Origin of the sequence: Bacillus sp. BPN334 (genome assembly GCF_008368885.1) — a bacterium.
Taxonomy (GTDB): Bacteria; Bacillota; Bacilli; order Bacillales; family Bacillaceae_G; genus Bacillus_A; species Bacillus_A wiedmannii.
In genome coordinates this window covers 327,655-348,271 of record NZ_QOZW01000010.1, presented here as the reverse complement: position 1 = coordinate 348,271, position 20,617 = coordinate 327,655, and the positions used below count along the sequence as shown (strand labels likewise).

Sequence of the window (20,617 nt, the reverse complement as noted above, 5' to 3'; positions counted from 1 at the left end):
ATCTAGTTTTGAAAGAATATAAAAAACTTGTTGACTTTAAAAGTTAAATAAGTTACAATGATTCTTGTCTTAAATGAATACAGTCTGGTAATGATGGCAGAGAGGTCACACCCGTTCCCATACCGAACACGGAAGTTAAGCTCTCTAGCGCCGATGGTAGTTGGGACCTTGTCCCTGTGAGAGTAGGACGTTGCCAGGCAAATGGAGGATTAGCTCAGCTGGGAGAGCACCTGCCTTACAAGCAGGGGGTCGGCGGTTCGATCCCGTCATCCTCCACCATTTAGCCGACTTAGCTCAATTGGTAGAGCAACTGACTTGTAATCAGTAGGTTGGGGGTTCAAGTCCTCTAGTCGGCACCAGAAAATCATGGCGGTTGTGGCGAAGTGGTTAACGCACCGGATTGTGGCTCCGGCATTCGTGGGTTCGATTCCCATCAGTCGCCCCATTTTTCTTAAAAATTAATATGCGGGTGTGGCGGAACTGGCAGACGCACTAGACTTAGGATCTAGCGCCTTTGGCGTGGGGGTTCGACTCCCTTCACCCGCACTTTTAATAAAATAACTCATACATGTCTTGCGGAAGTAGTTCAGTGGTAGAATACAACCTTGCCAAGGTTGGGGTCGCGGGTTCGAATCCCGTCTTCCGCTCCAATTTTCAATATGACATGCCGGGGTGGCGGAACAGGCAGACGCACAGGACTTAAAATCCTGCGGTGGGTGACCACCGTGCGGGTTCGACCCCCGCCCTCGGCACCATATGCGCCCGTAGCTCAATTGGATAGAGCGTTTGACTACGGATCAAGAGGTTAGGGGTTCGACTCCTCTCGGGCGCGCTTTTATTAACGGGAAGTGGCTCAGCTTGGTAGAGCACCTGGTTTGGGACCAGGGGGTCGCAGGTTCAAATCCTGTCTTCCCGATTTTCCAAAACATGGGGCCTTAGCTCAGCTGGGAGAGCGCCTGCCTTGCACGCAGGAGGTCAGCGGTTCGATCCCGCTAGGCTCCACTTATTTTAATATCTTTTATGGCGGTGTAGCTCAGCTGGCTAGAGCGTACGGTTCATACCCGTGAGGTCGGGGGTTCGATCCCCTCCGCCGCTACCATAAAGGACCTTTAGCTCAGCTGGTTAGAGCAGACGGCTCATAACCGTCCGGTCGTAGGTTCGAGTCCTACAAGGTCCACCACTAAAGCTTTATATCTCGGAGGTATACCCAAGTTCGGCTGAAGGGATCGGTCTTGAAAACCGACAGGCGGCGAGAGTCGCGCGGGGGTTCGAATCCCTCTACCTCCTCCATTTTTTCTAAATTAAATATTTTATCATCGCGGGGTGGAGCAGCACGGTAGCTCGTCGGGCTCATAACCCGAAGGTCGCAGGTTCAAATCCTGTCCCCGCAACCAAATGGTCCCGTGGTGTAGTGGTTAACATGCCTGCCTGTCACGCAGGAGATCGCCGGTTCGACCCCGGTCGGGACCGCCATTTTTTTACATAAAGGCTCGGTAGCTCAGTCGGTAGAGCAGAGGACTGAAAATCCTCGTGTCGGCGGTTCGATTCCGTCCCGAGCCACCATTTTGAAGTCGCAAGCCGACTTAGCTCAACTGGTAGAGCAACTGACTTGTAATCAGTAGGTTGGGGGTTCAAGTCCTCTAGTCGGCACCACTTTCAAAATGAGCCATTAGCTCAGTTGGTAGAGCATCTGACTTTTAATCAGAGGGTCGAAGGTTCGAATCCTTCATGGCTCACCATTTACAATTTAATGCGGGTGTAGTTTAGTGGTAAAACAAGAGCCTTCCAAGCTCTGGTCGAGAGTTCGATTCTCTTCACCCGCTTTTCAATTATGGGCCTATAGCTCAGCTGGTTAGAGCGCACGCCTGATAAGCGTGAGGTCGATGGTTCGAGTCCATTTAGGCCCACCATAATTATTCCGCAGTAGCTCAGTGGTAGAGCTATCGGCTGTTAACCGATCGGTCGTAGGTTCGAGTCCTACCTGCGGAGCCATATTATAGAGAAGTACCCAAGTGGCTCAAGGGGCTCCCCTGCTAAGGGAGTAGATCGCGAACGCGGTGCGAGGGTTCGAATCCCTTCTTCTCTGCCAGAATTGGCCCGTTGGTCAAGTGGTTAAGACACCGCCCTTTCACGGCGGTAACACGGGTTCGAATCCCGTACGGGTCATACTAAAAGAGATAGCATAATCTGCTATCTCTTTTTTGTTGTTTATAAATATAGAGGAAGCTATAACAGATTATAAATAATAAGTTTAAAAAGTTATATTAATTTAAATAGGATTACCTCTCCTTACACATAAGAAGAGGTAATCCTATTTTTTGAATATGTTTTAACTCTCTGCTGAATGCCCATCCGGTTTCATAACAGCATGACTATATGCGGAGTGGAGAGTTTTGTATCCTAAAAGTGCAATAGTTAAGGCAAGGCCTCCTGCTATAATAGCAACACTAAACCCTGCACGAGCTCCAAAGTTATCAATAACTAAACCAGCTACTGCTGATCCTAGAGAGACTCCAATACCAAGTCCTGTAATTGCCCAAGTCATTCCTTCAGTTATTTTTGATTCAGGTACGATTTTTTCCACAAGCCCCATAGTAATAATCATAGTAGGAGCGACAGATAACCCTGCAAAGAAAACAATAACTACTAGCCAAGTAATAGTGCTTACGAGAACTAGTGGCAGCATTGTTATCATGGAAAGTGTGACTGCTATTAAAAACTGATTATAGGGTGGAGTATTGAGTTTAAGAGTACCGAAAATTAGACCTGCAAGGCATGAACCGATTGCATAGACAGAAAGCACAAAGCTAGCAGCTACTGTGTTTCCTTGCTGTTCAGCAAAAGCTACACTAACGACATCTATTGTGCCGAAGATAGTGCCTATAGCAATGAGTGTGAATACTAGTACTCGCAAAGAACCAATTTTAAATACTGTTCCTTTGTTTGTAATGTCATGAGGGTGCACAGGCGGTTCTGTGCTTTTTTGCATGGTGAATAGGCATACCCCAATTGTGAGAAAAACAGATGATAAAAGTGGTCCGGCTTCTGGGAAGAACATAACACTTAAACTGACAGATAATACAGGACCAATTATGAAGCAAATTTCGTCGACGACCGATTCAAAGGAAAATACTGTATGCAATTTGTGGGATCCACGGTATAGTTTAGTCCAACGCGCACGTACCATAGCTGACATGTTTGGCATACAACCTGCACATAAGGCGGATAGAAATAGTGTCCAATAAGGAGCTTCATATTTCGTACATAGAAGTAAGAGGATCGTAAAGAAAACACTGATACCTGCAGTCGGAAGAAGTATGCGAGATTGCCCTAATTGATCGGCCATACGAGAAATATGAGGAGCTAGTAAAGCAGATGATAATGTAAAGGTGGCTGCAACAGCTCCAGCAAGCCAATAGTCACCACGTAACTGAGATAACATTGTAACAATACCAATACCCATCATTGATATGGGCATCCGAGCTATAAATCCTGCTAATGAGAATCCTTTTGTACCAGGAGTACTGAAAATCTCACGGTAGGAATTAAACATGATAATCACCAAAGTATTTGACGTTTACATATACATTCTTCATTCTTTTAACTCCTCCTCTGTTTCATTAATACCTTCTATAAAAAGGGACAGTGAGTCAATGTAGGATATAGGTAAGAAGTTATACTATCTTGTAAGCTAGAAATAATTGACATACGCACCATATGCCAATATCCGTATTAACATACGGAGCGTATGTCAATTTAAATGTTTTATCTCTAGATAGAGAGCTGACGTTTAAAGGAGTTATTCTTTTACATAGAGAACGGTACTATAATGCAATTCATTTTTAATAAAGAGGATGAATAGAAGTAGGAGGAAAAGATGATTAAAAAAACAAGAGCAGAAATGATCACTGAAACACGTGCTAAATTGCTGAGTGCAGCAAGAGAGGCTTTTGGTACAGTTGGATATGTAAATACGTCTATGGATGATTTTACAGCATCTGTCGGTTTAACACGTGGTGCAATTTATCATCATTTTGGTGATAAAAAAGGATTGTTAGAAGCGGTTGTAAAAGAAATTGACATGGAAATGGATAATAAATTAGGGGAAGTATCAGATGAGGCCGAAGGAAAATGGGAAGGATTTGTTGGGCGTTGTCGTGCGTATTTAACAATGGCACTTAATCCAGAAATTCAGCGAATCGTACTTCGAGATGCACCGGCAGTATTAGGAACTAGTTATTATCAATCATCACAGTCGAAATGTTTAACGACGATGGCGGAGATACTTCAACAATTAATGAAGGACTCTATTATTGAAAAGACGGACTGTGAGGCTTTAGCAAGATTCATAAATGGCGGACTAGTGGACCTTGCTTGTTGGATTGCGAATTCTGAAGATGCAGAGATGCAGTTGTCTAAAGCTTTGCATAGCCTATCACTTATATTGGATGGTTTATTACTAGAAAAGAATGCATGATTTTAACGGATATTCTTTTTATTAATATACAGTAATGGTTAAAAGGGAGGTGTTAAAGTATATGCTAATCCATTTAGTTCATCGTATTCTATATAAGCTAATTGACGTCCATCTTGTAAGGGGATGATGTGATCAGTCAGTTTAATCTTATAATGTGATTACATTTTTATTCACAATCTAAAGAAAACACCTAATTTGGTATGGATTCCACACCTATTCCATCAACTTTACACTCTATGTGAAAAAGTTCACAAATAGGTCATAATTTGTGAAGTAATTCACAATGATACGTGCTACAATATGAATGTAAAGAAGTTAAACAACATTAAATTAGTATTTTAATTAATTACTTAAACAATCATAAAAAAATATATGTGAACAATAGAGAGGGGAAATTAACATGAAAAAAGGTATCAATCGTGTAGTATTAGTAGGAACAGGAGCTGTAGGTTGTAGTTACGCTTACTCAATGATCAACCAAGGTGTAGCTGAAGAATTCGTATTAGTAGATGTTAATGAAGCAAAAGCAGAAGGGGAAGCAATGGACTTAAGCCATGCGGTACCATTCTCTCCATCACCAACAAAAGTTTGGAGCGGTAGCTATGCAGATTGTAAAGATGCAGATCTAGTTGTTATCACTGCTGGATTACCACAAAAGCCAGGTGAAACTCGTTTAGACTTAGTTGAGAAAAATACAAAGATCTTTAAACAAATCGTTCGCGGCATTATGGATAGCGGATTCGATGGAATTTTCTTAATCGCTACAAACCCAGTTGATATTTTAACTTACGTAACTTGGAAAGAATCTGGTTTACCAAAAGAGCGCGTAATCGGTTCTGGTACTACTTTAGACTCTGCTCGTTTCCGTTACATGTTAGGTGACTACTTAGATGTAGATCCACGTAACGTTCATGCTTACATCGTTGGTGAACACGGTGACACTGAACTTCCAGTATGGAGCCACGCTACTATCGGTGTACAAAAACTAGAAACAATCTTAGCTAACAACGAACAGTACAAACAAGAAGACTTAGATAAAATCTTCGAAAACGTACGTGATGCAGCTTACCATATCATCGAGCGTAAAGGTGCAACTTACTACGGAATCGGTATGTCACTACTTCGTGTAACTAAAGCAATCTTAAGCAACGAGAACAGCGTATTAACTGTATCTGCATATCTTGAAGGACAATATGGTGAGAAAGATGCTTTCGTAGGTGTTCCAGCTGTTATTAACCGCGAAGGTGTACGTGAGATCGTAGAACTTGAGCTAAATGAAGATGAAAAAGCGAAATTCGCTCATTCTGTAAAAGTATTAAAAGAAACAATGGCACCAGTACTATAATAATTGTTAAACCATTCAGAGGCGGGACACTGCTTCCTACCTCTGAATTCATATAATTTAATATAAATTCCTTTTCCGGTTTCCCTTGTATATCCCCAATATACCCCTTTTGCTGGATAAGGGTCGTTTATAGAAAAGAGCACTCTACTTTATATAGAGTGCTCTTTATTATTATTTTTTAGGCGTTAATCCTAATTTCTTTAAAATATCTGCAAGTGTACCGCTTTTTGATTTTTCAACAGGTGTTTTTGAGTTAGATGCATCTGGACCTTTCTTCAAGAAGTTCTTTTCAACGAAGCGAATATCTTTTTCGTCGACAATACCATCTTTGTTAAGGTCACCGTCTTTTACAGACAGTCCTTTTTTATCATAGTTGCTAGCGATAATTTCTGCATCTTTAATATCAATTACTTTATCTCCGTTTACATCACCTGCAAGGCTTTCATCAAGGCGTGCATAATAATATTGGCCAAGTAGCTTACCATCTTTTTCAGTACCTAATTTCGTTGTTAGTCGGCTTGTTAAATGCCCTGGAATCTCCACGTATAAGTTGTAGTCGCGTTTATTAACAGGAAGTCCATTCAGTTTGAAGTAACCGTATTTATCAAGTGAGCCTTCAAACTTATGACGGTAAGAATCTGTTGCATATACTTTTACGCCAAGCTTTGTATAATCGAATTTCTCATCTAAATAGCCACGTTCATTTAAGAATGCACCAGGTTTAATATTGCCTTCTGCTAGTGAGTTTAAAGACATTACTGAGAATGTTTGATCTTGAAGTACACGCATTCTGTTTGGCTCTGATTCACCTTGTTTCCAGTAAGCAAACACTGCTAAATCTAATTGAGCATTTGCTTCATAAAATTCATCATTTTCTACTTTGAAAGTTACATCAATGAACGGGAAATCACCATCTAACCCAGCAAAGTTTTTGTCATCGATAGCTCCGCCTACTGTGACAGAACCTTCTTCTAATTTAGGTTCATTCACTTTTGCCGTTACCCCTTTTTCAGAAAGGAGCTTTTCAAAAGCAGGATTCAATTTCGCATTTGCAAATTTGAAGTTCTTCTCTAGGAATTTTACGTTAAATTCTCCAGATATAAATTGTTTCACATGTTTGGCGTTTAGCGTCACAGTGAATTCATCATCTTTATATAATTCCTTTTTATCGTAACTAGCTTTTGCATATTGAGCGCCTTGCGGGATAAACCAATAGTTATTTACACCGCTTGGGTAGTCAGGACCTGCAGTTGCATAATCGAAAATATATACGCCTGTATTCATTGGGCCTTCCACCTTAAAGGATTCAGGAGTAATGCCAACTTTAAAGTCACCATTTGCATTAATAGGCAAAAACTTATGCAAGTATGGAGAATAATCATAGTACATAACACCATTCGCTTCTTGCGTAATGTTAAATCCTTTTCCTTTTAAGTAGTCAACGTTAGAATCATATACATTTCCTTTAATCCATAGTGCTTTTTTACCGTCTTCTACTGTATAGTTTTCTTCATTTAATTCATAAATACCAGGCTGTAATCCAGTTAATTTCACTTCTGGCGGTGTATTATCAATTACGACATAATCACCTTTCACACGTGCTTTTCCGGCTTTATCATAGCCAACAAACTCAATTGTGTAATCACCTTCTGGTAAGTCGATTTTCTCATCACCAATTGGTTTTGCAGGATCATTTGTAAAAGGATACACTCTGCCGTTAAAGAATGAATCTAAGTAGTAATACACGTCCGTTTTTAGTCCACTCGTGTTTAACATTCCGATGAAGCCAAGCGCTTTATTTGTTTTTGAATCTTTCACGATAAGGTCTAACGTCTCCAGTTCGCTGTTTAATTGGAATGCCCCGTGCAAATACGATTCACGGTATGGATTGAATTTAGATGTATCAGTTGAGATTGTTTTTCTTGATAACAGTGCATTTTCAATACCAGGCTCTGATACACGAATAGAGAACGGAATTTGATATGTTTCTTCTTTATTTTTCGTATTTGTAATATGAATATATCCTTCATATCGGCCTTGCTTTGCACCAGCTGGAATATTGATTTTTGCTTCAATTTCATCTGATTTTCCAGCATCAATTGTAATTGTTTCAGAAGTAGAAACTTTTACACCGTTTGCGGTAGCATCGTTAATAGCAGAAGATGCTGGTGTATAAGAAATTTCTGTTTTAAATTCTTTCTTCTCTTGTTTATTGCGATTTTCAACTTTAATTTTTCGTTTTTGTTCAAGAGATTCCCCATCTTTTTGATAGTATTTACCGAATGCAATGGATCCAGTTTCTTCGGGTACTTCAATCACTTCATCGTTTACAATCGTTTTTGTCGTATCTAACACTTTAAAACTTGTTTCAGTGTGAACAGAGTTATAAGCATCTACTCTTCCAGCTCCCACTTCATATACGGAATACTTTTCTTTTAAATCATCAGCAGTGTTCATAAGAGACGCTTTTACATCGAATGGAGAGTATTCTGGGTGTTCTTGTAAAATAAGAGCAGCAACGCCAGCGATATGTGGAGATGCCATAGATGTTCCTTGCATACGTTCATAGGAAACATCGTAGTTTTCACCTTCTTGTGGGTCGTTAATATATTCCGGTACCGTTGAAAGTACCGCAACACCAGGCGCTGTAATATCAGGTTTAATATCATCATTTGATGTAACAGGACCGCGTGAGCTAAAGTCTGCAAGATGATCGCCTTCTGTTTGAATGTAATTGATTTCATCGAAAGTTAAGGATGTTTTGCCTTGTTCGATTTGAGCTTTTAGTTTTTCGCCATCTTCTTTCGTTAGGCGGAATGCAGGAATGTATTTTGTGCTTTCGCCAATGTAGTTAGGAATTTCTCCATCCACATTGTTATAAATAATAACTGCTGTTGCACCAGCTTGTTTCGCATTTGCGATCTTTTCATCAAATGAAATTGTACCACGTGCAACGAGAGCGATTTTTCCTTTTACATCTTTTTTACTAAACTCGTCAGGAGTACCAATTCCTACAGATTCAATAGGGAGAGATTTTCCTTTGAAATCTTCTATTTTATCAGTGAAGTTTTTGCCGAATAAAATTAGATTAGGGAATTGTAATTGTCCAGCATGACCTGATAGTTTCGGTAAGGAAATAGAGCTATCACTTGCTCCGACTGTAATAGCAAATGGAGAAGCGCCTGGTGATCCGAGTGTTGCTGGATTTGGACCAGAGTTACCAGCAGCAACGACTGTAACAACGCCCGAAAGCATTGCATTATTGACAGCGATAGACGTTGGATCAAGCGGATTGTTGCTATCGTCACCTAACGATAAGTTAATGACGTTCATACCGTCAGAAATAGATTTATCGATTGCAGCAATAATACCGGAACTATCTCCGCTTCCATAAGGACCGAGTACTCGGTAGTTATACAGTTCAATGTCAGGTGCAACACCTTTTACTGCGGAATCTGATTTGTTTTTCTTTTGAGCAGAAACGATACCTGCTACGTGAGTACCATGCGCAGTGTAGAAGGAAGAACCGCGATCATCAAATTCAGGAGCACCAGATTGTTGCCACTCTGTATAAGTTGTTTCCATCGGATCTGCATCGTTATTAATAAAGTCCCAACCTTTTACGGAGTTTGGGTCTACCTTACTAGAATCTTCACCCGGTTTTGCGCGATAGCCTTTATACACGTCTTTTAAGTCGGGATGATTGTAATCAATACCTGTATCTAATACACCAACTTTAATTCCTTTTCCGGTAATGCCCTCGCTATGTAACTTATCTACCCCAATTTGTGGAATGCTATCTGTTAGTTTTTGAGGTGCTTTCTGCTCTGCTTGTTTTGGTAAATTTAGTTTCACTTCGTAATCTTTCCAAATACGTTTTACAACGCCAATTCGTAACAATTCTTCAACTGTATTGGCAGGTAATGTCAGCGCAACGCCATTTATAGCATGCTTATAAGAACGTTTAATTTGTACAGACTGGAAATTCCCTGATTTTACTGATGGGCTAAATTGATAAAGACGTTTGAGTCCTTTTTGGAATTCTTCATGTTCTTGATCAATACGTGCTTTTATATTTTTAGGAGCAGCTTGTAACCCTTTTTCTTTTTGCTTTAATTCATTAATCTTTACTGGAGCAGTTTGAAACTCTACAATGATATTTACTGGTTCAGAACTACTCGTATTAATATCTGGCGAAATAGTAAAACCAGGATTGGTATCTAACGTTTGTAATGCCTGACGTTGTTCTTTAGAAAGTTTTGATAGTAAAGACTGGACGCTGGAAGAGTCAATTTGGTTAATTGGGTTTTCAGCGAGAACATTGAACGGAAGGGCAGTTGAAAATAGAACGCCAGCCGTTACAATTCCGGTAACAAAACGATTTTTCTTTTTCATATATAGGCCTCCGATAATTTATATTTTAAAATTTATTTCTCCACGCCAGGTGTTTGCTCTGCATGGAATGTCCAGTTTAGCTGTAAGGAATCACCTTGGAATTTATTTTGATCCTGGTCGTTATCTTCAAAGGAGAAGAGCACATGTAAGGAATCTGTTTCACCAGATTTAATACCATCTATTAAGTTATGACGTTCTAGAGAAGTAGCTACATCTTCAGGTTTCATAGTTTTTAATTTTGATAGTTTTGTTTCCCACAAAATTTCATGATCATCGTTTGGATTAGATGGCTTTCCATCATTCACTAAAAATTTGACGATGATATGATCACCTAAATCTTCACCATCATTATTTTGCTTTGCATCTGTAACGTCATAGGATGTTTCAAGTGCTACTTTCGCAATATCCAATGATCCTTTGTTTTCAAGCTTGAAATTTCTTTCAATCAAATCGCCTGGTTTTAAATCTTTCACGTTAACGATTACACTTGGGTTAATAGAAAGATCTAGTGTACCAGCTTGGAATGAGTTACTAGATGTTTCAGCATCACTGAAATAGGCGAATACACCACCGAATGTAAGGGATAAGCCAAGTGAAGCTGTGACAACTCCCATTCCAACCTTTTGTTTTAATGACATAAGAAAGCCCCCTAGTTAAATTTTTTATAGCGACCGTTCGTAACAAGGATAAATAAGTAAACACAGTAGTCCACTATGAATTATAATTACGAAAGGTCGATGTTCTTTATTGAGAACAAGTATATGCTTATGAATTTTCCATTTCAATAAAATTATGACAAAAAAATGTTGAGAAACATTTTTTATGACAGATTATTTTGTGGCGATTTTAAGTGATAAATAGCGAGTAAAATAGGATAAATCTAATAAAATAAAGGTTGAGAAATAAATAATAGGATGAAAGACTAGTAGGAAATGAAGCGTTTGCAATGAATATTCGTCAAAATTCGATATTTTACACAGTAAATTTGAATATTTTAAGCGAAATTAAAGAAAAAAACGAATATTTTTTAAAAAATAACAAGGATATTTCAGTTTTTCGCAGAAATGATAAAGAGTAAAAAATTTCTGTCATCTTAGTGAGGTGAACATATTGGATGTAATAAATTGTGAAGAAGTGAAACGAGATGAGTTTCATACAGAAAAGTACTATGACAGTTATAACATCTTTGGGGCACATATTGTGACGGAAGATGGGATGCGAGGTGTACGATTCACAGTATGGGCTCCTCATGCGAAAGCAATGAGTGTTGTTGGAGATTTTAATGAATGGGATTATGAGCAACATAAGATGCTACAAGTGACAGAAGATGGGATTTGGTCCTTGTTTGTACCGCATATTGAAGAGAATGAGATATATAAGTATGCGATTGAAACGATGGACGGTGATGTGATTTTAAAAGCAGATCCTTACGCAGTATATGCAGAAGTAAGACCAAATACGGCATCTGTAGTTTTTGATATAGAGGGATATGAATGGAATGATAAAAACTGGATTCGTAAGAGAAAGAAAAAATCGATTTATAAAGAAGCGATGACAGTTTATGAATTACATTTCGGTTCTTGGAAAAAGAAAGAAGATGGCGCTCTGTATTCTTATAGAGAAATGGCCGAGGAGCTCATTCCGTATGTGGTGGAACATCAATTTACACATATTGAAATTATGCCGCTTGTTGAGCATCCATATGATCGTTCTTGGGGATATCAGGGGACGGGATATTATGCAGCGACAAGTAGATTCGGCACGCCACATGATTTGATGTATTTTGTCGATGAATGTCATAAATATGGAATCGGTGTCATTTTAGATTGGGTGCCGGGGCATTTTTGTAAAGATGCTCACGGTTTATATTTGTTTGATGGGACACCGACTTATGAATATAAAGATATAGATGTACAAGAAAACCTAGTATGGGGAACTGTTAATTTTGATTTAGGGAAGAGGGAAGTACGTAATTTCTTAATTTCAAATGCGTTATTTTGGATGAAGTATTTCCACATTGACGGTTTCAGGGTGGATGCAGTTGCGAACATGCTGTACTGGAATAAAGAAGGACAAGAGCAAAGTAATGAGCACGCTGTTTCATTTTTACGAGAGTTAAATGAAGCGGTGTTTGCAGAAGATGAAGATTTTCTTATGACAGCAGAAGATTCAACAGCTTGGCCACTTGTAACAGCTCCAACGTATGAAGGTGGGCTTGGATTCAATTACAAATGGAATATGGGCTGGATGAATGATGTGCTGAAATATATGGAGTGTGCGCCTGAGTATAGGAAGTATATTCATGAGAAAATGACGTTCTCTTTAATATATGCTTACTCTGAAAATTTCATATTACCGCTTTCTCATGATGAAGTCGTTCATGGGAAAAAGTCGTTATTAAATAAAATGCCAGGAGATTACTGGGATAAGTTTGCTCAACTTCGTTTATTATATGGATATTTCTTTACTCATCCAGGTAAGAAATTACTCTTTATGGGTGGAGAATTCGGGCAGTTTGATGAGTGGAAAGACCTTGAAGATTTAGATTGGAATTTACATGATTTTGAAATGCATCGTTATATGCATGATTACTTTAAAGAGCTCATAGCATTGTATAAGCGCTCCAAACCACTTTGGCAGCTTGATCATTCACCTGAAGGATTTCAGTGGATAGATGCTAATAATCATGAGCAAAGTATTTTCTCGTTTATCCGCCAAGGGGATAAACAAGAAGATGCGTTAGTTGTCGTATGTAATTTTACTAAAGCTACATATGAAAACTATAAAGTAGGCTTGCCAGATTTTGAGTATTATAACGAGATTTTAAACAGTGACGCTGAGCAATATGGCGGCTCGGGGCAAGTGAATAAGAAACGTCTCAAGACGATTCAAGAGCCGTATCATAATCAAGCGGCGCATGTAGAAATTACAATTCCACCATTTGGCGTATCCATATTACGACCAGTGAAGACGAGAAAGGGGAGCAAAAAACAAGATGGCTCAAAAACAAAAATGCGTAGCAATGTTACTAGCAGGGGGAAAAGGTAGTCGATTAAGTGCATTAACAAAAAATTTAGCCAAGCCAGCTGTTCCATTTGGTGGTAAATATCGCATTATTGATTTTACGCTAAGCAACTGTGCGAATTCTGGTATTGAAACAGTGGGGATTTTGACGCAATATCAACCACTTGAACTTCATAACTATATCGGAATCGGCAATGCTTGGGATTTAGACCGAGTAAGCGGTGGAGTCACAGTGTTACCTCCTTATGCAGAATCTTCAGGGGTGAAGTGGTACACAGGTACGGCAAGTGCCATTTATCAAAACTTAAACTATTTAAGTCAGTACGAACCAGAATATGTTCTGATTTTATCAGGCGACCATATTTATAAAATGGATTACAGTAAAATGCTAGATTACCATATTGAGAAAGAAGCGGACGTTTCGATTTCTGTTATTGAAGTGCCGTGGGATGAAGCGAGTCGTTTCGGTATTATGAATACGAACGAAGAGATGGAGATTGTTGAATTTGAAGAGAAACCGCAATTTCCAAGAAGTAATCTTGCATCAATGGGAATTTATATTTTTAACTGGGCAATTTTGAAAGAGTATTTAGAGATGGATGCAAGAAATCCTGAATCTAGTAATGATTTCGGAAAAGATGTACTTCCGCTTTTATTAGATGAAGGGAAAAAGCTGATGGCGTATCCGTTTGAAGGATATTGGAAAGATGTTGGAACGGTGAAGAGCTTATGGGAAGCGAATATGGATTTACTTCGCGATGAAACATCACTGAATTTAAATGATCGTAATTGGCGTATTTATTCTGTGAATCCAAATGAGCCACCTCAATATATTGCAGAAAAGGCAAAAGTAGAAGAATCACTTATTAACGAAGGATGCGTCATTGAAGGGGACGTGAAGCATTCTGTGTTATTCCAAGGGGTGACGGTGGAAGAAGGTAGTATGGTTATTGATTCGGTCGTTATGCCAGGAGCGAAGATTGGTAAAAATGTTGTGATTGAAAGAGCGATCGTTGGTTCGGAAATGGTTATTGAAGATGGAACAATTATTCGTCCAGAAAAAAATGTCGACGATGTAGTACTCATTGCTGAAGGGAAATAGAAAAGGGGGATGAAATGAATGGGAGAAAAAATGTTAGGAATTATTAATGCAACGGGAAGTTTTCCTTCCTTAAAGAAAGTAACAGGGCATCGTTCATTAGCGGCGTTACCGTTTGGGGGCCGTTACCGACTCATTGATTTCATGCTTTCAAATATGGTGAATTCTAATATTCATAGTGTAGCGGTTTTTACAAGTCATAAAAACCGTTCACTAATGGACCATGTTGGTTCAGGAAAACAGTGGGATTTAGATAGAAAAAGAGACGGATTGTTTTTATTCCCGCCAAATTGCCAATGTGACCAAGATGAATTTGGATCTTTTGCACATTTTAGAAGACATATTGATTATTTTTTAAGAGCTAGAGAAGAATACGTTGTTATTACGAATAGCCATCTCGTAACAGCATTAAATTTTCAAGCGGTGTTAGAGCGACATATACATACGGCAGCTGATATTACTGAAGTTTGCCATGAAGGGGTTTCGCTTCAAACATACGTGTTAAAGAAACAATTATTGTTAGATTTATTTGAGACATATAAAGATGTGGAGCAATACAGTTTATTTGATGTAGTGAGAGAAAAGCGCGGAAAATCACTGCATATTGCTACGTATGAGCATACAGGATATGTAGCTATTATTGATTCGATTGAAAGTTACTATAAACATAGCTTAGAAATTTTGCAGCCTGCTATTTGGAAGCAATTATTTAAGAAAGAAGCACCGATCTTTACGAAAGTAAAAGATGAACCACCAACTCGTTACCTGAAGGGTGCAGCCGTGAAAAATACAATGATTGCAAACGGCAGTATTATTGAAGGAGAAGTAGAAAATAGTGTTATCTCCCGTTCTGTTACAATTGGAAAAGGTTCAATTGTTCGTAATAGCATTATTATGCAAAAGAGCAAAATTGGAGATAACTGTATAATAGAAGGTGTTATTATTGATAAAGACGTGAAAATTGGTGACGGTGTTGTACTAAAAGGAAACGCCGATGATCCATATGTTGTAGAAAAAGGAAGCGTTCAAAGCAGTACGATTAATAGTTATTCTTAAAAGAATCAGTGGGGGTTTTTCCTCCACTGATTAAAGCATTCATTCAAATGAAAACTCGAAGGGAGGAAGCTGCAAGGGAAGTCGTATAAGCTTTTCGTGCAGTGGGACAACAAGTGAATATTTTATTTGCAGTATCAGAATGTGTACCATTTGTTAAATCGGGAGGATTAGCTGATGTAGCAGGTGCGCTCCCAAAAGAGCTGAAAAAATTAGGTGTGGACGTTCGCATTATACTTCCAAATTATAGTCTTATTCCGCAAAAATTAAGGGATGGATGTACGTTACATAAAGTAATTAACGTCCCGCTTGGGTGGAGAAATCAATATTGCGGAATTTTAAAAGGTGAGCAAGACGGGATTAAGTATTACTTAATAGATAATGAATATTATTTTAAGAGAGATTCTCTATATGGTCATTATGATGATGGAGAGCGTTTTTCTTATTTTTCGAAAGCAGTTTTAGAGTGTATTCCGCATCTTGATTTCGAAGTGGATGTTCTCCATAGCCACGATTGGCATACAGCTATGGTGAATTTCTTACTGCGTGAAAAGTATCAAGATAATCCATTATATGAGCATATTAAAACGGTGTATACGATTCATAACTTGCAGTTCCAAGGTGTATTTCCTCCTGAAGTGATGTACGACTTGTTAGAACTTGGTGACGAATATTTTCATAGTGAGCAGCTAGAGTTCTATGGAAATGTGAACTTTATGAAGGGCGGAATTATCGCTTCTGATCAAATTACAGCGGTTAGCCCGACATACAAAGAGGAAATTCAATATGAGTTTTTCGGTGAGAAGTTAGATGGATTGTTACGAAAAAATAATGGTAAGCTTAGCGGCATCGTAAATGGAATTGATACGAGCGTATATAATCCAGAAACGGATTCGTATATTACTGCTCAGTATGATGCAGAGTCATTAGAGGAAAAGAATGAAAATAAACGCGCCTTGCAGCGTTATTTTGGTTTGCCAGAAAAAGAAGATACACCAATTATTTCAATGGTAACGAGATTAACGAAGCAAAAAGGTCTTGATTTAGTACGTACTGTATTCCGCGAAATAATGGAGGAAGATGTGCAATGTATTATTTTAGGATCAGGTGATTCTGAATATGAACAATTCTTTGAGTGGATGGCATACGAGTATCCTGAGAAGGTAAAAGTGTATATCGGATTTAATGAAGAACTAGCCCACCAAGTGTATGCAGGAAGTGATTTATTCTTAATGCCATCACTATTTGAACCGTGTGGACTTGGACAACTTATCGCATTAGCGTACGGTACAATTCCGATTGTAAGAGAGACAGGCGGATTAAATGATACTGTACAATCTTATGACGAAGAAACTGGAGAAGGAAATGGTTTCAGTTTCACGAACTTTAATGCACATGACATGTTGCACACGGTTCTTCGTGCAATTGAATTTTATCATGATAAACCGGTGTGGGAGCAGCTTGTAAAACAAGCGATGACTGAAGATTATAGCTGGGAGAAATCAGCTCTTGCCTATAAGAAATTGTATAAAAGTCTCATGGAATAACATGTAGGTGGTGAAGAAATGTTTACTCATGTTGAAAGTTTCAAATCAGCTTTTCTAGAAAAGTTAGAGACGATGTATGGTAAAAGTTTTAAAGACTCTACAACTCGTGATCAATACAATACGCTTGGGTACATGGTACGTGAGTATATGAATAGTCAATGGATTGCAACGAACGAAAGTTATCGGTCTGGAGAGCAAAAGCAAATGTATTACTTATCCATTGAGTTTTTACTTGGGCGTTTGCTTGGAAGTAACATATTAAATTTAGGCATCAGGGATGTATGTGAGCAAGGACTTTCTGAGCTTGGGATTTCTTTGCAACAGTTAGAAGAGGTGGAAGCAGATGCAGGTCTTGGAAATGGTGGACTTGGACGATTAGCAGCCTGTTTCCTTGATTCACTTGCATCTTTAAACTTACCAGGTCATGGCTGTGGAATTCGTTACAAACATGGCTTATTTGATCAAAAAATTGTTGATGGTTATCAAGTTGAATTTCCAGAACAGTGGCTTCTTCATGAAAACGTATGGGAAGTAAGAAGGCATGATCAAGCTGTAGAAGTAAGTTATTTCGGCAATGTGGAACCGCTATACATTGACGGGCGTTTAGAGTTCAGGCATACGAATGCAGAAGTGATTATGGCAGTACCATATGACGTTCCAGTAGTAGGTTATGAGACGAGTACTGTAAATACACTCAGACTTTGGAATGCTGAACCAGTTCCTTTCCCGCAAAATTGTAAAGATATTTTGAAATATAAGCGTGAAACAGAGGCGGTATCGGAGTTTTTATATCCAGATGATACGCATGATGAGGGGAAAATACTTCGTTTGAAACAACAGTATTTCCTCGTATCAGCAAGTTTGCAAAATATCGTTCGTATGCATAGAGAAAGATATGGTGACCTTCGTCAATTACATGAGAAAATTGCGATTCATATTAATGATACACATCCCGTTTTGGCGATTCCAGAACTGATGCGTATTTTATTAGATGAAGAAAAACTAGCATGGGAAGAAGCTTGGCACATAACAACGCAAACGATTTCTTATACGAATCATACGACGTTATCAGAAGCGCTTGAGAAGTGGCCAATTCACATTTTCAAACCGTTATTACCGAGAATTTATATGATTATTGAAGAGATTAATGAACGTTTCTGTCATGAACTTTGGGAACGTTATCCATATGAATGGCATCGTATTGAAGAGATGGCGATTATTGCGCATGATCTTGTGAAAATGGCTCATTTAGCAATTGTCGGTAGCCATAGCGTAAATGGTGTAGCAAAAATTCATACGGAAATTTTAAAGCAACGTGAAATGCGACTGTTTTATGAGTTTTATCCAGATAAGTTTAATAATAAAACGAATGGAATCGCTCATAGACGTTGGTTAATGAAGGCGAATCCGCAGCTGACGAACCTTATTTCAGAGGCAATTGGAACAGAGTGGAAGAAAGAACCGATTAAGCTTCAAGAGCTACAATTAGTTCAATATGATGCGAGTTTCCAAGAGAAATTTGCAGAGGTAAAACAAGAGCGTAAAGAGATTTTAGCGGAGCGCATTCATAATAAAATGGGGATTACAATTGATCCTAATTCTATTTTTGATGTGCAAGTAAAAAGACTACATGCTTACAAACGACAATTATTAAATGTTCTTCATATTTTATATTTGTATAACCGTTTGAAAGAGGATGCTAGTTTTACATTTTACCCGCGTACTTTTATCTTTGGAGCGAAAGCATCACCTGGCTATTACTATGCGAAAAAAATTATTAAATTAATCAATGAACTCGCAAGGAAAGTGAATAATGATCCGTACGTAAGCCAATATATGAAAGTTATCTTTCTAGAAAACTATCGAGTGTCTTTAGCGGAAGATATATTCCCAGCTGCGGATGTGAGTGAGCAAATTTCAACTGCGAGTAAAGAAGCATCAGGAACGGGGAATATGAAATTTATGATGAATGGTGCGATTACACTCGGAACGTTAGATGGAGCTAATGTTGAAATAAAAGACCGGGTCGGTGATGATAACTGTTTCATTTTTGGCTTAACAGCGGAAGAGGTTCTTCATTACTATCAAAATGGTGGATATCGTGCAAGTGATTATTATCACCACAATATGCATATTAAAAAAGTAGTAGATCAGTTAACGAATGGTTTCTTTGCACATTCGGGAGCTGAATTTGAAGCGATTTATGATTCTCTCGTAATTCAAAATGATGAATACTTCGTTCTGCGAGATTTTGGTCCATATGCGGAAAGGCAAGAAGCTGTTGGTAGAGCGTATGAAAATCGAACGAAGTGGCTAGAAATGTCGATTTTAAATATTGCACAGTCTGGTCATTTTGCGAGTGATCGAACGATTTTACAGTATAGTAATGAGATTTGGAGTATTGGTAATGCGGTTACACAGTATTAAGTGAAAGTCCCTTTTGAAGGGACTTTTATTCATGGAGACAAAGTGTAAAAATGAATTATACGTATAGGGATGCTAAAGTGTATTCACTTTTAAAAGAGGAATATAATCACTTGAAAAACCGAGCTTAATCTCATTAAGCTCGGTTTTCTTTTTTTGCTTAAGAAAGAAATGGGATAGCGGTATATATGATACCTGTTCCACCATATTCTCCCGTCGCAAAGTATGAAAATGTAAAGAAACCTGTAAACGAAAAAATTATAATGAGAAAAAGTGCAAAGATAAATTTTAGCATGTAAGGTCCCCTCATCCAAAAATAACTTCATATACTATTATAGTATAAGGATATAGAATTTCCAATCATTACCTGGTTAAAAATGAGAAGTCAGACATGTTTTGTATGTTGTCATGGCATGATTATTTGTAATAGATTTTGTGTTTTTTGTAAAAGTCATATTGTGATGAACGTGTGCATATTCCCAGTCTTGGTCATTAAAATGGACATTGCGCGGAGGAAGAAGAGGAACGACATCAAATAGATTAACAAAGCGAAAGCTACTAGCTACTTGTAGTTTATAATAATTACGAAATGCAATATCGCCCACTTTGGGAGAGGCAAATGTATAAAGACCGTACTGTGCGAAGGCGGTGTTGATACGCGCATCGAGTATATGTAGTGTGGCGAGCGCGCCGCCTAAGCTATGACCTGTTGCAAGAAGTTTTTTATGGGCTGGTAGTGATACGAGCATATCCATAATAGAATCTCGACAAGATTCATAAATGGAAAGAAAGCCGTTATGGACATTTCCGCTGTTTAAAGCATATGGGTATGGTTTTTGGTTAACGAGTGAATCGATAATCCAGTCTGTATCTGTTTGTGTCCCGCGAAAAGCTACAATAATCGTATCCTCAGATTCTAGTATGAATCCAAACCATTCTGTCGTTTGAATGGTTTTTCCTTGAAAGCCTTGTACATATTGAAAACCATCCGGTATTTCGAAAATCCCATTTTGTTTATATTGTTCATACGTTAACTCACAACAAGAAGCTAACAATATGGCAGTATCTTTATCGAAGGATAAAGGAGTACGCATTAAGGAAGCCCTCCTTAAGATAAGGTATAGTTCAATATATGCAGTGAGGGACTTGATTCATTCTTTTGAGGAAGTTTGAAAATTAGGCTTGAACCTTTCCTTTATAAATATGAAGAAGAAGCGCGGCTAATGAGGTTATGGAATCCAATACGATTCAAA

12 protein-coding genes, 22 tRNA genes and 1 rRNA gene are annotated in these 20,617 nt (G+C 38.4%); 30 read left to right on the top strand and 5 right to left on the bottom strand.

All coding sequences use genetic code 11. The annotated features are described in order from the left end of the window. The first annotated feature begins 83 nt into the window (after window positions 1-83). The 23 genes from rrf (at window position 84) to DN393_RS16990 (ending at window position 2,166) form a co-directional block, all read left to right on the top strand. Window positions 84-199 (top strand): 5S ribosomal RNA (rrf, locus tag DN393_RS17100). Between the two features lie 4 nt (window positions 200-203). Continuing rightward, window positions 204-279: transfer RNA gene (locus DN393_RS17095), tRNA-Val, on the top strand. Window positions 280-283: 4 nt separating this feature from the next. Continuing rightward, window positions 284-359: transfer RNA gene (locus tag DN393_RS17090), tRNA-Thr, on the top strand. Between the two features lie 10 nt (window positions 360-369). Then, window positions 370-445, top strand: a tRNA-His gene (locus DN393_RS17085). Between the two features lie 20 nt (window positions 446-465). Next, window positions 466-546, top strand: a tRNA-Leu gene (locus tag DN393_RS17080). 29 nt (window positions 547-575) lie between these two features. Further along, window positions 576-650 (top strand) — tRNA-Gly (locus DN393_RS17075). A gap of 16 nt (window positions 651-666) precedes the next feature. After that, a tRNA-Leu gene (locus tag DN393_RS17070) sits at window positions 667-755 on the top strand. 3 nt (window positions 756-758) lie between these two features. Continuing rightward, window positions 759-832 (top strand) — tRNA-Arg (locus DN393_RS17065). A gap of 10 nt (window positions 833-842) precedes the next feature. Continuing rightward, a tRNA-Pro gene (locus DN393_RS17060) sits at window positions 843-916 on the top strand. A 13-nt stretch (window positions 917-929) separates the two neighbouring features. Then, window positions 930-1,002, top strand: a tRNA-Ala gene (locus tag DN393_RS17055). Window positions 1,003-1,022: 20 nt separating this feature from the next. After that, window positions 1,023-1,099: transfer RNA gene (locus DN393_RS17050), tRNA-Met, on the top strand. Between the two features lie 4 nt (window positions 1,100-1,103). Continuing rightward, window positions 1,104-1,180: transfer RNA gene (locus DN393_RS17045), tRNA-Ile, on the top strand. A gap of 17 nt (window positions 1,181-1,197) precedes the next feature. Beyond that, window positions 1,198-1,290 (top strand) — tRNA-Ser (locus DN393_RS17040). A 27-nt stretch (window positions 1,291-1,317) separates the two neighbouring features. After that, a tRNA-Met gene (locus DN393_RS17035) sits at window positions 1,318-1,394 on the top strand. 3 nt (window positions 1,395-1,397) lie between these two features. Next, window positions 1,398-1,473, top strand: a tRNA-Asp gene (locus DN393_RS17030). Window positions 1,474-1,487: 14 nt separating this feature from the next. Beyond that, a tRNA-Phe gene (locus tag DN393_RS17025) sits at window positions 1,488-1,563 on the top strand. A 14-nt stretch (window positions 1,564-1,577) separates the two neighbouring features. Continuing rightward, window positions 1,578-1,653: transfer RNA gene (locus DN393_RS17020), tRNA-Thr, on the top strand. Between the two features lie 10 nt (window positions 1,654-1,663). Next, window positions 1,664-1,739 (top strand) — tRNA-Lys (locus DN393_RS17015). A 13-nt stretch (window positions 1,740-1,752) separates the two neighbouring features. Beyond that, window positions 1,753-1,823 (top strand) — tRNA-Gly (locus DN393_RS17010). 10 nt (window positions 1,824-1,833) lie between these two features. Beyond that, window positions 1,834-1,910 (top strand) — tRNA-Ile (locus DN393_RS17005). A 7-nt stretch (window positions 1,911-1,917) separates the two neighbouring features. Further along, window positions 1,918-1,992: transfer RNA gene (locus DN393_RS17000), tRNA-Asn, on the top strand. A 6-nt stretch (window positions 1,993-1,998) separates the two neighbouring features. Then, window positions 1,999-2,089: transfer RNA gene (locus tag DN393_RS16995), tRNA-Ser, on the top strand. A gap of 5 nt (window positions 2,090-2,094) precedes the next feature. Further along, window positions 2,095-2,166, top strand: a tRNA-Glu gene (locus DN393_RS16990). A gap of 163 nt (window positions 2,167-2,329) precedes the next feature. On the opposite strand, the gene DN393_RS16985 is transcribed toward DN393_RS16990, so the two are convergent. Continuing rightward, window positions 2,330-3,553: an MFS transporter gene (locus DN393_RS16985; protein WP_098101801.1), complete on the bottom strand. Its 1,224-nt coding sequence runs from the start codon at window positions 3,551-3,553 to the stop codon at window positions 2,330-2,332. Between the two features lie 324 nt (window positions 3,554-3,877). Between DN393_RS16985 and DN393_RS16980 the strand changes: the two genes are divergently transcribed. Then, window positions 3,878-4,477, top strand: a complete 600-nt coding sequence (locus DN393_RS16980) for a TetR/AcrR family transcriptional regulator (RefSeq protein ID WP_064474430.1) — start codon at window positions 3,878-3,880, stop codon at window positions 4,475-4,477. Between the two features lie 400 nt (window positions 4,478-4,877). Further along, window positions 4,878-5,822 carry an L-lactate dehydrogenase gene (locus DN393_RS16975; protein ID WP_000715344.1) on the top strand — a complete coding sequence of 315 codons (945 nt, stop codon included), beginning with the start codon at window positions 4,878-4,880 and terminating at the stop codon, window positions 5,820-5,822. A gap of 171 nt (window positions 5,823-5,993) precedes the next feature. On the opposite strand, the gene DN393_RS16965 is transcribed toward DN393_RS16975, so the two are convergent. Together DN393_RS16965 and DN393_RS16960 are read right to left on the bottom strand one after the other, a co-directional pair. Then, entirely contained in the window at window positions 5,994-10,217 is a 4,224-nt protein-coding gene (locus tag DN393_RS16965; RefSeq protein ID WP_149173701.1) for a S8 family serine peptidase, read from the bottom strand. A gap of 32 nt (window positions 10,218-10,249) precedes the next feature. Beyond that, window positions 10,250-10,855: a CalY family protein gene (locus DN393_RS16960; RefSeq protein ID WP_064474432.1), complete on the bottom strand. Its 606-nt coding sequence runs from the start codon at window positions 10,853-10,855 to the stop codon at window positions 10,250-10,252. Window positions 10,856-11,327: 472 nt separating this feature from the next. Between DN393_RS16960 and glgB the strand changes: the two genes are divergently transcribed. The 5 genes from glgB (at window position 11,328) to glgP (ending at window position 19,367) form a co-directional block, all read left to right on the top strand. After that, window positions 11,328-13,265, top strand: a complete 1,938-nt coding sequence (gene glgB / locus DN393_RS16955; RefSeq protein ID WP_098110811.1) for a 1,4-alpha-glucan branching protein GlgB — start codon at window positions 11,328-11,330, stop codon at window positions 13,263-13,265. Next, a complete protein-coding gene (gene glgC, locus DN393_RS16950; protein WP_000057613.1) occupies window positions 13,213-14,343 on the top strand; it encodes a glucose-1-phosphate adenylyltransferase in 1,131 nt (376 codons plus the stop codon). Before glgB ends, glgC begins: the two co-directional genes overlap by 53 nt. 18 nt (window positions 14,344-14,361) lie before the next feature. Beyond that, the gene (glgD, locus tag DN393_RS16945) at window positions 14,362-15,396 is read left to right on the top strand and encodes a glucose-1-phosphate adenylyltransferase subunit GlgD (protein ID WP_098101795.1); all 1,035 of its coding nucleotides are present in this window, start codon (window positions 14,362-14,364) and stop codon (window positions 15,394-15,396) included. A gap of 113 nt (window positions 15,397-15,509) precedes the next feature. Continuing rightward, complete coding sequence (gene glgA, locus DN393_RS16940; protein ID WP_149173700.1) at window positions 15,510-16,940, top strand: glycogen synthase GlgA; 1,431 nt, start codon at window positions 15,510-15,512, stop codon at window positions 16,938-16,940. Window positions 16,941-16,958: 18 nt separating this feature from the next. After that, window positions 16,959-19,367: a glycogen phosphorylase gene (glgP, locus tag DN393_RS16935; protein WP_087984936.1), complete on the top strand. Its 2,409-nt coding sequence runs from the start codon at window positions 16,959-16,961 to the stop codon at window positions 19,365-19,367. Window positions 19,368-19,524: 157 nt separating this feature from the next. On the opposite strand, the gene DN393_RS32030 is transcribed toward glgP, so the two are convergent. Both DN393_RS32030 and DN393_RS16925 read right to left on the bottom strand, forming a co-directional pair. After that, window positions 19,525-19,659 (bottom strand): hypothetical protein, encoded by a 135-nt coding sequence (locus tag DN393_RS32030; RefSeq protein ID WP_081257150.1) that lies wholly within the window; start codon window positions 19,657-19,659, stop codon window positions 19,525-19,527. Between the two features lie 76 nt (window positions 19,660-19,735). Further along, complete coding sequence (locus tag DN393_RS16925; protein ID WP_001260119.1) at window positions 19,736-20,458, bottom strand: lipase family protein; 723 nt, start codon at window positions 20,456-20,458, stop codon at window positions 19,736-19,738. Window positions 20,459-20,617 lie beyond the last annotated feature (159 nt).